We start from the raw sequence: 13,930 nt of genomic DNA, 5'->3' as shown, positions 1-13,930 counted from the left end.
AATGGTGGGCAATGCAGGATTTGAACCTGCGGCCTTCAGCTCCGGAGGCTGACGCTCTATCCACCTGAGCTAATTGCCCACCCAACCCAAAGACAGTTTTCTATGGACTTAAGAAAAGCTCTTGACAAGGTTTAAAGAATCCCTTAGGCTAATAAACATGCTGAAAAAAGAATTATTGTTGCTATCACTGGAGCCAGTGGGGTTATTTATGGTATCAGACTCCTGGAAGAACTTTTCCTAAGAGATAAGGAAATAGAAGTGCATGCTATTATCTCTGAAGTGGGAAAACAGGTCCTGGATTTAGAGGTCCCTAATTGGTCAGAGAGACTTCCCTCTTCTTTAAACATTTATGGAGAAAAGGAATTTACTGCTCCCATGGCTAGCGGGTCCTGGAAGCACGCAGGATTGGTTGTTGTCCCTTGCACCATGGCTACCTTGGGAGCCATTGCTAATGGAGTTGGGCACAACCTTATTCATAGGGCTGCGGATGTATGTTTAAAAGAAAAGCGCACCCTGATTCTGGTCCCCAGGGAAACGCCTTTAAATACCATTCACTTAGAAAATATGTTGAAATTAAAAAGGGCTGGAGCAATCATTTTACCACCCTGCCCTGGCTTTTATCATCAACCCCAACACTTAGAGGATTTAATCAACCAAATTGTAGGAAGAATTCTGGATCAATTGGGAATAGAACATAAACTTTTTCTTCCGTGGGGAGAAACTAAAAAGGAGGTTTAAGGTATGAGCAATAAACTTATCTGGCATGGACACGCAAATTTTGAAATTATAACCCCTAACTTAAACATTTTAATTGACCCCTGGTTTGACGGTAATCCCAGTGCTAAAATCAGTTTTAAAGATTTAAAAAAGGTAGATTTGGTCTTGGTTACGCACGACCATGCAGACCATTTGGGGCAGGCAGTGGAAATCTGTAAACACTTTAACGCTTCTTTAGGAGCTATTGTAGAAGTAGCTGAAAAATGTCAACAAAAGGGAGTAAAACCAGAACAAATTTTAAATGGCATAGGTTTTAATATTGGAGGTACAGTAGAGTTTAAAGGGATAAAAATTACTATGACTCAAGCCTTTCATTCTGGAAGCAATACTTTACCTGTAGGCTTTATTTTAAGCTTAGAAAATGGTTACACCCTTTATCATGCAGGTGACACTGGTATTTTTAACTCCATGGAAGTGTGGGGAGAGCTCTATTCTTTGGACCTGGCCTTACTTCCCATAGGAGGAGTTTTTACCATGGACCCCAAACAAGCTGCCTATGCCTGTAAATTACTTAAGTGTAAAAAAGTAATTCCTATGCACTGGGGCTCTTTTCCTGTACTGGAGCAAAATATTGATAATTTTAAGCGATTTTTAAATGAATATGCTCCCTCTACTGCTTTAGTAGAGGCCAAAATAGAAGAAGAAGTAATTTTAGATTAAAAGTAAAAGCCCCTTTTAAAAGGGGCTTTTTTTAAGCAAAACAAATTTCTACAATTACTGGACCAAAAGCACTTTCAAAGGGTATGACCAAAATAGCCTTACTGGAAACATGGCTAATGGAATGATTTTTTCCAGTCACCACAGAAGGAATGCCTGCTTCAAAGGTCATACCTATTTCATCCATTCCCCTTCTGGCCTGGCCAGAAATCATGTTGGTAAACTCTCCTACTGCATCTACTACATCCTTGCTTATAGTGGAAAATTCTTCTCCCAGCATCTGACTAACAATACCTAAAACACTCTGCTCAGTAAAAGTTACAGACATACTTCCCTTGGACTTACCATCTGGGCTGGAAAAACCAATTATTCCACTCACGTCCCCGGAAGAAGTAGTATCCTTTTTTACATAGGGTTTTCCAGGCTTAACTTCTACCATAGCCATGGTAGAAAAGACATTACTTACTGCGTCTACTACCTTTTTAACTACCTGTTTGATTTTCTCTTCCATACTTAACTCCCTATTTACTGCTAAGACCAGACTCTCATAATAAAAAGGAGGTCAAAAATCTAGTTTATTTTTGGGAGGGCAATTTATTTATTTTAACTAGAAATTTAGAATTTCAAATGGTCCAATTGGGTATAAAAAGTTTCGGATGCTCAACGCCTTTCGGCATCAGAGATCAAATCAGCCAGGTAAAAATGGTTTTTTTGACCTAGACCTATGTGCTCAACGCCTTTCGGCATCAGAGATCAAATCAGGCGCAACCCGGCGGCAGAACCCCCGAAGTCCCGCGTGCTCAACGCCTTTCGGCATCAGAGATCAAATCAGGAAGATTATAAAAATGTAGAAATACCGAAAATGACGTGCTCAACGCCTTTCGGCATCAGAGATCAAATCAGAGTTATCGTCCCTTAAAATATTAAAACATATAAAAAGTGCTCAACGCCTTTCGGCATCAGAGATCAAATCAGTTTTCCCTCCTTTTAGTTTTTTATTTTATTAAAGTGTGCTCAACGCCTTTCGGCATCAGAGATCAAATCAGTAGATAACAATCGAGATATATCTATTACTGACTTAGTGCTCAACGCCTTTCGGCATCAGAGATCAAATCAGTGGCCATTTATTTTATAAGATTTACACCCTCTAAGTGCTCAACGCCTTTCGGCATCAGAGATCAAATCAGTCTATCTGTTTTAGCAGTTGTATTTCCTTATATTCAAAAAATACTTTTCAAGTACCTGCTTAACGCTTTTCAACTACTCAATACCTCCCGCCACCATAGATTAACCAAATTAAATAATATCAATTACTTTTGCTTTTCAAGCACCTCTAAAAAGCGTATTTACTTATAACCATATAAATATATTAACTAAATCTGGAAATTCCTTACTTTACAAAAGTCAATCTCTTAATTACTTGAACACCTTATGTTCAATGTTTTTATATCACAGAATAACAAACAATATATTCTCAATAAAATATCACCTGATTTATTTAAAAAATTTCAAAATTTGGGGCTGGTTCTTTCCATTTTTCCTCCTCCCTACTGTCAATAACTCTTTTAGCACAGGCAGGACACAGACGTACAATCATTAAATCATCCTCTTCATTAAGTATTTCAGATAGTTGCCAGCGCAATTTTTCCAGCTGGGTTTTATTCATTCGCACCCGAAAAATAGAATATTGTAAATGTTCACCAAATCCTTTGAGAATTTTAAAAACCTTTGCCCATCGTTTCTGATCCCTAATATCATAACAAACCAGATGCCAATGCTTATCTGTACTCACTTTTTATCTCCATTTAACTTTTCTGTTGTAAGGTTTAAAATAAAACAAAATCTTCTGTGTTAACGCACTCGTAAACGGGCAAATAAACCTGCTTGACCAGTCCACTCCTTTTCCAACAGCCTTACTTCAAGCTCTATTGTGCGGGAGTAACTTAAAGAATACTTTAAAACTGGATGCTTCCATTTTTCCCTTTTGCGATTTTCATACAAAGAAATAACCTTTCTCCGACCTTCTTTGTTTAACCAGACCTGCTTACTTGTAATTTCAAAATCCTCTTTACGCCACTGCTTGCGGTTGACAGAAGCTACAAGTGGCATGTCCCATAAGATTACTCTAAATAATTCCATTAAATCCAGAGCCAAAGGATAGGCAGAAGAACGTGGAGTATGAAAAAATCCAAAACAGGGATCAAGCCCTACAGCCTGAATAGCAGCTACACAATCTTTATAAAGCAAGGCATAACCAAAAGACAGCAGGGCATTAAAAGGATCTTTAGGCGGACGTCGATTACGGCCAGCAAAATATAAAAAACCTTCTTCTTTCAAATTTAATATACAGGACAGGGCATTGAAATATTCTTTCCCCGCCCTGCCCTCATGCCCACGCATCTCTTTAATTAACCTGTCATATTGAATAAGGTCTACATTATTAATTTTACTTAAGGATTCTTCTATTTTAGCCAGGGATTTTATTTCATAGCGAATTCTATTTATATTTGCCTGCAATTCTTCCTGGCCTTGTGTTTCATTTGAACGCTTTGACCTTGTTGCTCGGAGGATATATTTTAACTGATTTTCTACTTTGGCCCTGCAAAGTCTAGATACAAGCAAAATTTTAAAAAATGGATCGCGAAATGCTTCATATTGTCGATGACGGCGTTGCACATATCCAGCACCTTTTTGCAACGCCCCTACATAATGACCTCCATAAGAAAGCCAATGTACACCTATATCATTTGCAGCGCAAAAATGAATGGCTTGAGTGGATATTTGAATATTGCCGTGTAAAACAAAAGAAGCAACGTTTGACCCTGGAATAGATTTCTTATTTCCATCAGGTAAACTAATTATAAACTGATATCCATCCTTATGAATCGTAGTTCCCTGTTCAAGGAGATGAACCACTCTTTTTCATCCTCAGCAGGAAATAAACGCAATGGCTTTTCTTTTTCTTCTGCTGCAAAACGCTCTTCCTCTGGCAAACATACTGGCGCAAGGGAACAGGTGCGACAGAGCTTTTCAGACACATTAACAGGAGGTCTTTGAACTGATGAACGTAGTTCCCTGGCTCTTTTTACTGCTTTTAAAACTTCTTCTTTTGCCTTAGCCAGATCAAAAGGAATAATAATAGTTTTGTTATCTGCGTGATAACGAATACGCAACTCTTTTACCGGACGATTAAAGTGTTCAGAAACAAGAAGGCCATAAGCAATTGCCTGGATGTGATCACTGGGCCAGGCTTGATTGCCTTTGTTTGAATGACCTTTCTTATGCTCATAAATGATAAGTTCCCCGGCATCTGTGCGTACATAGTCAACTTTGCCACGAATACCTAACTCCTGACTGGCAAGCTCTAACGTATATTTTTTACATCCTTTCTCTAATTCTTCATGCAGTCTGCGACCAGCATAGACATTGGCATTTGCAACTCTTATTTCTTCCACTTCTTCCATATAAAAGAGCCGCTCACAATAGGTCAGAGCATGTAAAGCCATCACTCGAATGAGCGGCTCATCTGTTGTTTTTTCTGCCAGAAAGTAAGATTGGAAAACGCTTTTGTCTTCTATGGTGCTGGACATAACAATTTACTTTAATATTTGACTGTTACCCATGCCTTTGGTGGTATGTCTTTTACTGGCCTTTTTGTTGGCACAAACAGAGCTGATCTGGTTTTACTCATTTCAGACCGATCAATGGTGATAGTTAGTCTATCAATCTGTTCATTATACTCAACTTCATCATCTTCCTTTAAAGGAATGTACCAGTGAGCAGGTTTTGGTTCAGTGATTATTTCCAGCTTGTCTATTAAAAAGTTATTGTCTCCTAAAAAAGGCAGGCCATACTTTCTTTCTGTTTTTCCTGCTAGCCCTTTTCTTACTTTTTCCTCCAACTCATCATTACCTTTTAAAGCTATAAAAGCCTTAATACCTGACAAAAAAGCACGCCTGGCAGGAAAAATATTGTATTTACTCCCCTTAGCCATATCTTTTCGCTCTTTACCGCTACTACCTACAGGATAATTATGAATTTGTTGATATAAACTATGGATTCCGGGAAATTCCAGAGCTGCCAGAGCAAGAGAACATTCAGGCAATCCAGAATCAATTTTCGTCATTACAGATTTGCCATCATCGTAACGCATTTCAATACCAGCTATATTTAAGAGTAATCCATAAGCAGCAGAGGGAGTGATAAATCTGGCAGTTGGCCTAAAACTTCCAGCAGTAAAAGTGCGAAATGTGGCAAAGGGAGCCTGTAAATATAAGATAAGCATGTCTATTCTCCTGCTGCGAACATCTTTTCCGCAACAATATCAATCAACCTTTGAGGATTTCTTTCAAGGGTGGCTCCTTTTTCTTTGAGCTGATTTACTTGTGTCTCATCCATATCTTTGACAATTTTGCCCCCAATATAAAATTCAGAACCAGGATAATCATCATGTAAAATTCCATCTATGACCTCTGGGAAAAGATGTTTATCATCTTTAATCTTAAAGCCATAAGTGGAATAACCAGCTACAAGCAACTTGGTTAAGCGAATAACTATACTGGCAGGCGCCATTTCAAAATAACTACGGGCATGATTGCCAGCAACACCATTTAATTGGCCAATGGCCTTAAGCAAGGTTTTTGTCCAATCTATTTTCTGTTTACACTCATTTAAATTGAGGGCAAAAGGATATTGAAAAGGAGTATAGGTTACTTCCCGATGAAGAAGCTGAGAATTCTCTGCATTTTTACAGGACTTTATTTCTTTTGGAGTTACATCCTGGGGAGACTGGGTAAAAATAGAATCATAACGATATGGCTCTAAAGCTACAGCCAGATTCATCCGTAAAAGAGAATCTCTTTTAAAAGTAAATTTTTCTGGATCACGCCCTCTTTCTTCTAATTCTTTTAAAATTTTTTTCCTATCATTGCTTCCAGCAGCAATAAGCCAGCCCATAAAAAAATCATCTGCAAATCTGTCTGGATCAGGATAATCCTGAAATTTCACTGCCAGTTGTTCTTCATCGTTTAATCTCTCTCGATTACAGGGAAGCCCAAGCTCTCTTAAAGTGTCTCTTAAAGCGTTTCTCATAGCTTCTGGAGAAATAACAGGATATTCAAACCTGCCCAGGGTTATTTTTTGAAGTACGCTTCTATTTTCAGCAGACTCGCCCCGATAGTTTGCACTTGGGGCAGCATAGGTTAATACTGTTCCAAAAATGTTCATTTATTCGTCCTCCTTGTGTTGAATATTTTTAGCCAGATAAGATGCAGCAGAAATTGCCAGCAGGGATAAGGATTTGACCTTTTCCCACCCGCCCTGCACCAGGGCCTCAGAAAGGAGAAGGTATTCTTCTTGAGGCAAAAATTGAGGTACAGAACAAATAGTGCCAGTAAAATATTCCACAAAATCCTCTTCCTTTCGCCCCCGCATAGCCAAAAAAGCATCCATACTTACCTTTTCAATGGCTTCCCTGTATTCTTTATTTTCAAAAGGATAAATGGCCTGGCCTTTTTCATCAGTTATAGTGGATAATCCAGATTTGTTTAATGCCTTAAGCAAAATATAATGCTTGACCATCTTATAAATAATTTTTGCCAGAAACATTTCTTTACTTTCTTCATTCACCTCTTTGACCTCCTTTATTGTTAAAGATTCTATTATTTGTTCAAACATTTTTTTACAATCATGGCCAAAAAATTTAAAAGCTGTTCGTTCTGGAGTTTTTCCAGTTTTCCAGATAAATATTTCAGCAGGAAATATATTGATATATTTTTCGCTCCCTGAATACCACGGGTTTTGGGTAAGAATATTTTGTAAATAAAACCTTTTAAAAATAGGATTCATATTTGCCTGTCGCATGCGTTCATATTTTTCAAAAATTCTTCTCTCAGGAATTATTTTTGATGCTTCCAGCATACGCACATTGTTGCCCTGCTTCTGCACATGATAAACTTCCAGGCCAGAAATAGAGTCAAAGAACCCACCCATTTTACGACTTTTATTAACCACAAGAAAATGCAAGTATTCTAAGGCTCCTTCTTCAAAAAGATTAACCTTTCCTGAGGCTGGTGTATAACTTTCTCCTTCAACTGGTAAATTGGAGAGCATCTCAATTACATCTTCTTTAAAAGCACAATTATTAGCAGGTTCAGGAATGACTATAGCATAAGCAGGAGTTTTCCACTTAATCTCTGTTTTTCTTTCCTGGTTTCTTTTGATTTCCACAAATCGCACTTCAAAAACAAGGCTGACAATATACCAGAAGTGAAGCAAAAAATTTTCCTGGGGAAGTCCCTTAAAGGGCACCAGCTCTGCATTCTTATCCTGTGCGCCAATAAATACAGAGCCAGCAAAACTTTCCTCTTTCTGTTTTTTGGCCTTTATGGCTTTGTTTAAAGAGTCCCAAACCTTTGAAGCTTCAGAAGAAGGTTTTCCTTCTGCCCTTTCTTCATAAACTCCATGAGTTTTTGGCTGGGCCCGCAAGACATTCCAGAGCATCTGTCTCCATAAGGTTAACCAATTCTCACAACCATCTGGATAAAAGGTAGTAAAAAAAGTTCCTTTTGGCTTTTTATCTTTCCATTTACTTTTTGATTTTACCTCTACAAATTCAGCATCATACAAATCATCAAACAACACCTGTATACTCTCTTTAGTAAAAGAAATAACCACCCGCGATGGAGTCATTTCTTCCACTTCTGGTAAGGGAGATACATTTCTCCTTTTCAGAGATTCAATCAGTACCAGCAATCCTGCCAGGCCTGCCTTATGCTGGGCAGTGGGCAAATCAAATAAATTATAGCTTAAAGTAATTTTATCTTGTTTCTTCATATAATCATCTCCCAGGGTGTTTTTGCTAAACCAAATTGTTCACAATAGTAATCTGAAGAAACTATTAAAGGGAATCTACCTATTTTAGAAACTTGCCTTACAGGCACTTTTCTGGGTACAGGAACAATAAGACCATCAAAAGGTTCTTTTTTATTTTTCAAATCAAAAAACCTTTCAATATCACTATCCAGTATGGCCTGGACACATTGGTTGTTATAATCTGCAATGTCTCGTGTTAAAGCCCAGGGGCCATTCCCAAAAAAAGCATTGTATTTTTCTATTTCTATCATATTGGCAGTCAGATCTTCCAGCAGGCCTTCTAATTCAAGTTGACTTAGTTTTTTCTGATTTATTTTATATACAAATTTTTCTACTCCTTGCAGTTCACCGTCTTTATAAGGTGTATTATCTTCTGGAAAATATAAATAAACCTCACCACACTCATATTTTAAATGTCGATTACATCTTCCCATTCTCTGGATGAGGCTGGTAATAGGTGCGGTTTCAGTAATTAAAACATGGGCATCTAGATCAAGACTCATTTCACACACCTGCGTGGTTATAGCCAGCACTGGTTTATCCTTTTTAAAATTTTCAATTACTTTTTGGTGAATTTTAAGTCTGTCTTCCAGTTTAAAGCGGCTATGATAACACAAGACATCTTTATAACTATTTAGTTCTTGAGCCAATTGCTGGCAGCGATCTACAGTATTGACCACCCAGAGCACTTTTTTGCCCTGTTCCAGAGCATCCAAGGCTATATCTTTTGCTTTTTCTGTATCTTCAATGAGGTTTGCCTGATAACGGGGGATCTTTATCTTTTGGTATAGGTCCTTCAACTTTTCAGGATCATCAGGAAAAATTTTAAGGCCACACTCCTCTAATTTCTCTTGTCTAAATGGTGTTAGGGTGGCACTCATGCACAATACTGGTAGATCAAATTCCTCTAAAAATTTTTTTAAAGCTGAAAACAAAGCACTATCCAGGCTGTGAACTTCATCTATAACCACTATACTATCTACCAACAAAGGCAAAAGGCATACAGAACGATATGAATATTGCATCACTCCTAAAAATTGATGAATGGTTGCACTAAAAATACGCCTCTGCCAGTAAGCAAGGGCAAATAATCTATCTTCTACTTCAAAATCAACGTGAGAACGTTCATCAAAATCCTCAAACATGTTTTGCAGGTCAAAAGGAGCAGAAGAGTGAAGCAGAATTCCTTCAGGCGCCCAGGACACATAGTCTCTAAAACCCTCACTGGCTGTTGCTCTGGTGGGGTACAAAAACATCACTCTGGCAGTGGGTTTCTTCCTTAACTGCGCCCTTATCCATCTCCACGCAGCCAGAGTCTTACCACTGCCACAGGCTGAAACAAGAACTGCCCTTTGTGGCAATTTATCAGCAAGAAGCTGAAAGTCTTGCCATTGAAATGGCTTTTTACTATTTGCTTCTATCTCTTTTTCTTGGAGTTATTATTTTTGCAGTGATGGTTTGGTCTGTAAGCAATTCATCCTCATCAAAGGCCATTTTCAACCAGGAGAACAAATCTTTATTTTCCCTGCTAAGTCCAGATCCAGCACTGTCAGCCACAATCAAAGCTGTTTTTACAGCTAATAAAATTTTTTGAAATATTTTATTATTTTTACATCTGCGATTTATCCCATTAAAAATTTTTTCTAACTGTTCTTTATACTCATATTCCGTATTATCTAAATCACAAATTTCAGGCAATGACAGGCTGACTATACAAGGAAAATTTATATATTTACATAAAGAATTTATAATTTCTAAAATTTGTTTAATATAGATACGAAAGACTATAAATCTCTGCCCTTTTTGTCCATTGAGTAAATTTTTGTTACCTGGCTCCAGCTTTAAATGATGGCAGGCTACAGCACTAATTATAAGGTCAAAATCCGCATCTGTTATGTTTTCAATCCAGCCCTTTATTTTCGGACATAATAAAAACATTGCACTTAATTGTTCATGGCGTATTTTCTGTTCACCTTGTCTGCGAATCATTTTTTGAAATCCGCTATTTGCTTTGCCAAGATCATGTAAAATACATGCTATTAAAGTATTTACAAAAAAAACAGGATAATCTTTTATATTAAGACGGAAAAACTTTAACCACCTCTTTGCCAGCCTGGTAGGAGCACTGGCAGTTCCAAAAAGGTTTATAAAAACATCCACCACTGCCTTTGTATGTCCTAAAAGTGTGGCCTGTCCAGGTGGATTGTCAGGATCAGGGCAGGCTTTAGCCAGCATATATTTAAATTCCATCCTTTGGCCTCCAGGGTTCAAAAAAACCACATCCCATTTTACGTCTTCCTCCAAGCCCGTGTTCCTGCAAGACAATGGACTCTTCAGCAGTTAATTCGGAAACAAGCAAAGAATATCCCACCACCTGTTTCCCATGTACCTTAAAAGTACGTCTTTTACCCAAGGTAAATTTTCCTTTTATCTTAAGCTGGTGCAATTGCCTGGTGATTTCCTGCTTAAATCGTTCCTCATTATGGCCATTTTTTGTTGTCACCAGATGGGCATAAAGCACCGTTGCAGGGATGAGATGGTGAGTCGTAGGAACACCAACAATTACTTTATGTCCTGAAATATCCAGATTTTTTCCTGACAATGATAAATATTCTGGGATAAGTAACCCTGGCATTCTGAATATTAATTCCGCTACAGGTTTAATGGAAAGAAGACCATTGCCCACATATCGACCTCTAATAAGCCTTAAGCCAACACGTGATTCTGAATGAAAATGAGGCAAGATTTTACTTATACTACTAAATAAAGCAAAACCATGATCAACTGGCAAGGTGTCTCCTTTCACTTTGTAACAAAGATTAATTATGTGTTCTTGATTCATTCTTCATCTCCCTATTTTTTGATGCCTCTGCAAAAACATACAGCAACAAAATTTTGGCTAGATATACCCTTATAAAAATTAATGTTTATATATCTTCTCTACTCAAAGCCTGCTAAGATAGAAAAAAACTCTATATATTTAATAAAATACAGTTAGTTTAATATATAAACAAAATAAATGTCAATAAACTTTAAAATTAAAACAAATACCAGTAGTGGCAATTTCTTCAGGCACTTTTTCTTTTGCTTGTTCTTCTAAAATCATATCCAGAAGACCTGAGTTTGTTGCCTGGAACACAAATCGCTTAAATCCTGGGATAAAAATTTCAAATTGCATAACACGCCTCCTAGATTTTTACCTTCTTATCTTCCTGATTTTTTTGACGCGTAAGCCTTGAGTACTATTATTCTATTTCTTGACGCTGATAAATTTTCCCTGCTATCTAACACTTAGCCCTTATCATATAATGATTACCCTCTGTTTTTTGGGAAAAATAAAAAAGAAAAAATAAGAAGAAATTGTAGGTAAAGTCCAATGAGTAAACTGGAAAGGATTTATTATTTTCACAAGCAGATAAAAGCGGGGCTTTTTCCAAATGCTACAGACCTGGCAGCTAAGTTTGAAGTCTCAAAAATTACTGCCCGCCGGGACATTGAATATTTGCGCGATAGACTACTCGCTCCTTTAGATTTCAATCGTAATCAAAATGGTTATTTTTATAAAGAAGAGTTTTCTTTGCCCTTTGAAAATAGCCCTCAGATTATTTTTTTCCTGGCTATGGTACATAGGCTTGCAGAAGAATCAGGACTATCAGGTCTAAAAGAAATTGAAATCTTAAAACAAGAACTGGCAAAACTCTTATCTACTGATTATAAGAAGATTCTTGATTGCCTCTGGTGTGAAAGAATAGAAGTACAAAATGTAGAGCCGGAAATTCTGAAAACCATTATTGAGGCTTTTCACCTCCAGCGACAGTTACAAATTGATTACAACAAGCCAGACGGACAATCATCTACCCGCACTATTGATCCTATACGCCTTATTAATTATCAAAGCAGCTGGTATATACTTGCTTACTGCCATTTAAGGCAAGAACTCCGCACATTCCTTGTAGCGCGTATTCAAAAAGCAAAGTTGCTGGGCAGTAGAAGCAAATCAGCAAAAGAACTGGGCGTTGATCCTGAAAAAATTCTAGATTCACCTTTTGGAATTTTTAAGGGAGAACAGATCGCACAGGTGAAAATTTTGTTTAAAGGCAAGGCAGCAAATATAATCAAAAAACAAAAATGGCATAGAGATCAAATTCTTGAAACAACTGAAAATGGCGTAATTTTAACTCTTCCTGTTGCTGATTTTACAGAGATAAAAATGAAGGTTCTACAATTTGGGGCAAATGCCAAAGTTCTTGAACCAGTTTCATTAAAACAAGACCTGGCAGAGGAGATCGCAAAAATGTATGAGGAAAATAAAAGATAAAATTTTATTTACCCACTATATCAGGAAAAATTCCACCTGATACTGCTAGCTATCCATAAGGTAGTTATCCAATTTTTACTAAGGAAACTCTAAATTCTAGAGTCTATTTGCTTGAAAAATAAATACCCCAATAAAAAAAGTAAACCAACCCAAAGAACAGCTGGCCTTTGGCTCTTAAAGATATAAGAAACCAGCCCAAATCCTAAGGGGCCTAAAATGGCAGAAGATTTACCCACCAAACCATAAAAACCAAAATAACTTCCCTCCTGCCCTGAGGGAATGAGAGCACTAAAAAAAGCCCTTGAGCCTGCCTGGATACTTCCTAAACCCAGACCAGCCAAAGTAGCCACAACCCAAAAAAGTGTTTTGGCATAAGTAAAAAAAGTAAGTAAGGAAATACAAAACCAAAATAAAATCAAAAAACTTATTATTTTTTTTAAATTAAACTTATCAAAGGGTTTGGCCAAAATAAAACAGCCTAATAAAGAAGTAAATTGCACCAGCAAATAAAGATATACCAGTTCTTTAAAATTAAATCCTAAGGTCTTATAGGCAAAAAGACTGGAAAAAATAATAACTGTATTTACTCCATCTAAATAAAAAAAATAAGATAAAAAGAAAAATCTTAAATTTTTATTTTTAAAAACTTCTTTTAAGGTAAAAAAAGTCTTTTTATAGGCTTTTTTTAATAAATTAACCTCAAATTTACCCTTTATATCAGCTGGAAAAGAAAATAAAAGTGGTAAAGAAAATAATATCCAAAATAAACTTACTGTTAGCCAGATAAAAGAAAACTGTTTTTGGTTTAAAAAATATAAAGCTATAATTAAACTGAAAATAGAACCAAGATATCCCAGTCCAAAACCCCAGGCAGATACTCTTCCCCAATAAGAAACTGGAATTACTTCTGGTAAATAGGCATTATAGATGACCAGACTGGTTTCCAGAGAAAAATTAGCCAAAACTACTAACCAAAAGCCCAAATAAATATCCAGAGGCTTTAGAAAAGCAAAACCACTTACACTCAAACTGCCCAGGAAAACAAGTGCAAAAATAGTTTTCTTTTTATATCCAGTTATATCCCTACTACTTCCCAAAAAAGGAGACATCAGGGCAGCCAAAAACATACTAAGGGAAATAGCCCTTCCCCAGAGCAAATCTCCCAAACTCTTTTCTCCCACAATATAGGTAGAATAGTAAACAGGAAAAATAACTGCCCCAATAACTGCAGAATAGCTGGAATTGGCAAAATCAAAAAGAGCCCAGCTCCAGATTAATTTCCTGGTATTAGAATTTAACAAGGAT

15 protein-coding genes, 1 tRNA gene and 1 CRISPR repeat array are annotated in these 13,930 nt (G+C 37.0%); of the genes, 3 read left to right on the top strand and 13 right to left on the bottom strand.

The window, feature by feature from the left end:
* Positions 1-2: 2 nt before the first annotated feature.
* A tRNA-Arg gene (locus tag ACZ42F_RS03665) sits at positions 3-79 on the bottom strand.
* 92 nt (positions 80-171) lie between these two features.
* Here ACZ42F_RS03665 and ACZ42F_RS03660 point away from each other — a divergent pair.
* Together ACZ42F_RS03660 and ACZ42F_RS03655 are read left to right on the top strand one after the other, a co-directional pair.
* A complete protein-coding gene (locus tag ACZ42F_RS03660; RefSeq protein ID WP_464280187.1) occupies positions 172-738 on the top strand; it encodes a UbiX family flavin prenyltransferase in 567 nt (188 codons plus the stop codon).
* Between the two features lie 3 nt (positions 739-741).
* A complete protein-coding gene (locus tag ACZ42F_RS03655; RefSeq protein ID WP_464279791.1) occupies positions 742-1,437 on the top strand; it encodes a metal-dependent hydrolase in 696 nt (231 codons plus the stop codon).
* 31 nt (positions 1,438-1,468) lie between these two features.
* Here the strand turns inward: ACZ42F_RS03655 and ACZ42F_RS03650 are convergent, their stop codons facing one another.
* The 11 genes from ACZ42F_RS03650 to ACZ42F_RS03600 form a co-directional block, all read right to left on the bottom strand.
* Complete coding sequence (locus tag ACZ42F_RS03650; protein ID WP_464279790.1) at positions 1,469-1,945, bottom strand: chemotaxis protein CheX; 477 nt, start codon at positions 1,943-1,945, stop codon at positions 1,469-1,471.
* 145 nt (positions 1,946-2,090) lie between these two features.
* A CRISPR array of direct repeats spans positions 2,091-2,622; the repeat unit is 37 nt; unit sequence GTGCTCAACGCCTTTCGGCATCAGAGATCAAATCAGT.
* Between the two features lie 310 nt (positions 2,623-2,932).
* Entirely contained in the window at positions 2,933-3,226 is a 294-nt protein-coding gene (gene cas2 / locus ACZ42F_RS03645) for a CRISPR-associated endonuclease Cas2 (protein WP_464279789.1), read from the bottom strand.
* A 59-nt stretch (positions 3,227-3,285) separates the two neighbouring features.
* A complete protein-coding gene (gene cas1 / locus ACZ42F_RS03640; RefSeq protein ID WP_464279788.1) occupies positions 3,286-4,350 on the bottom strand; it encodes a type I-MYXAN CRISPR-associated endonuclease Cas1 in 1,065 nt (354 codons plus the stop codon).
* On the bottom strand, positions 4,293-5,024 hold the full coding sequence (gene cas4, locus ACZ42F_RS03635; protein WP_464279787.1) for a CRISPR-associated protein Cas4: 732 nt from the start codon (positions 5,022-5,024) through the stop codon (positions 4,293-4,295). Before cas4 ends, cas1 begins: the two co-directional genes overlap by 58 nt.
* Before the next feature lie 11 nt (positions 5,025-5,035).
* Positions 5,036-5,719: a type I-MYXAN CRISPR-associated protein Cas5/Cmx5/DevS gene (cas5, locus tag ACZ42F_RS03630; RefSeq protein WP_464279786.1), complete on the bottom strand. Its 684-nt coding sequence runs from the start codon at positions 5,717-5,719 to the stop codon at positions 5,036-5,038.
* Between the two features lie 2 nt (positions 5,720-5,721).
* On the bottom strand, positions 5,722-6,660 hold the full coding sequence (locus tag ACZ42F_RS03625; RefSeq protein WP_464279785.1) for a hypothetical protein: 939 nt from the start codon (positions 6,658-6,660) through the stop codon (positions 5,722-5,724).
* The gene (gene cmx8, locus ACZ42F_RS03620; protein ID WP_464279784.1) at positions 6,661-8,268 is read right to left on the bottom strand and encodes a type I-MYXAN CRISPR-associated protein Cmx8; all 1,608 of its coding nucleotides are present in this window, start codon (positions 8,266-8,268) and stop codon (positions 6,661-6,663) included.
* Positions 8,265-9,668 (bottom strand): CRISPR-associated helicase Cas3', encoded by a 1,404-nt coding sequence (cas3, locus tag ACZ42F_RS03615; RefSeq protein WP_464279783.1) that lies wholly within the window; start codon positions 9,666-9,668, stop codon positions 8,265-8,267. Before cas3 ends, cmx8 begins: the two co-directional genes overlap by 4 nt.
* 46 nt (positions 9,669-9,714) lie before the next feature.
* Entirely contained in the window at positions 9,715-10,542 is an 828-nt protein-coding gene (locus tag ACZ42F_RS03610) for a CRISPR-associated endonuclease Cas3'' (RefSeq protein ID WP_464280186.1), read from the bottom strand.
* A gap of 4 nt (positions 10,543-10,546) precedes the next feature.
* Positions 10,547-11,149, bottom strand: a complete 603-nt coding sequence (gene cas6 / locus ACZ42F_RS03605) for a type I-MYXAN CRISPR-associated protein Cas6/Cmx6 (protein ID WP_029967435.1) — start codon at positions 11,147-11,149, stop codon at positions 10,547-10,549.
* Between the two features lie 180 nt (positions 11,150-11,329).
* Entirely contained in the window at positions 11,330-11,485 is a 156-nt protein-coding gene (locus tag ACZ42F_RS03600; RefSeq protein WP_464279782.1) for a hypothetical protein, read from the bottom strand.
* A 198-nt stretch (positions 11,486-11,683) separates the two neighbouring features.
* Between ACZ42F_RS03600 and ACZ42F_RS03595 the strand changes: the two genes are divergently transcribed.
* Entirely contained in the window at positions 11,684-12,625 is a 942-nt protein-coding gene (locus ACZ42F_RS03595; RefSeq protein WP_029967433.1) for a helix-turn-helix transcriptional regulator, read from the top strand.
* Between the two features lie 89 nt (positions 12,626-12,714).
* On the opposite strand, the gene ACZ42F_RS03590 is transcribed toward ACZ42F_RS03595, so the two are convergent.
* The gene (locus ACZ42F_RS03590) at positions 12,715-13,926 is read right to left on the bottom strand and encodes an MFS transporter (protein WP_029967431.1); all 1,212 of its coding nucleotides are present in this window, start codon (positions 13,924-13,926) and stop codon (positions 12,715-12,717) included.
* Between the last annotated feature and the right edge of the window lie 4 nt (positions 13,927-13,930).

Source organism: Desulfonauticus autotrophicus, from assembly GCF_055381725.1.
This window is presented reverse-complemented; position numbering and strand designations above follow the sequence as displayed.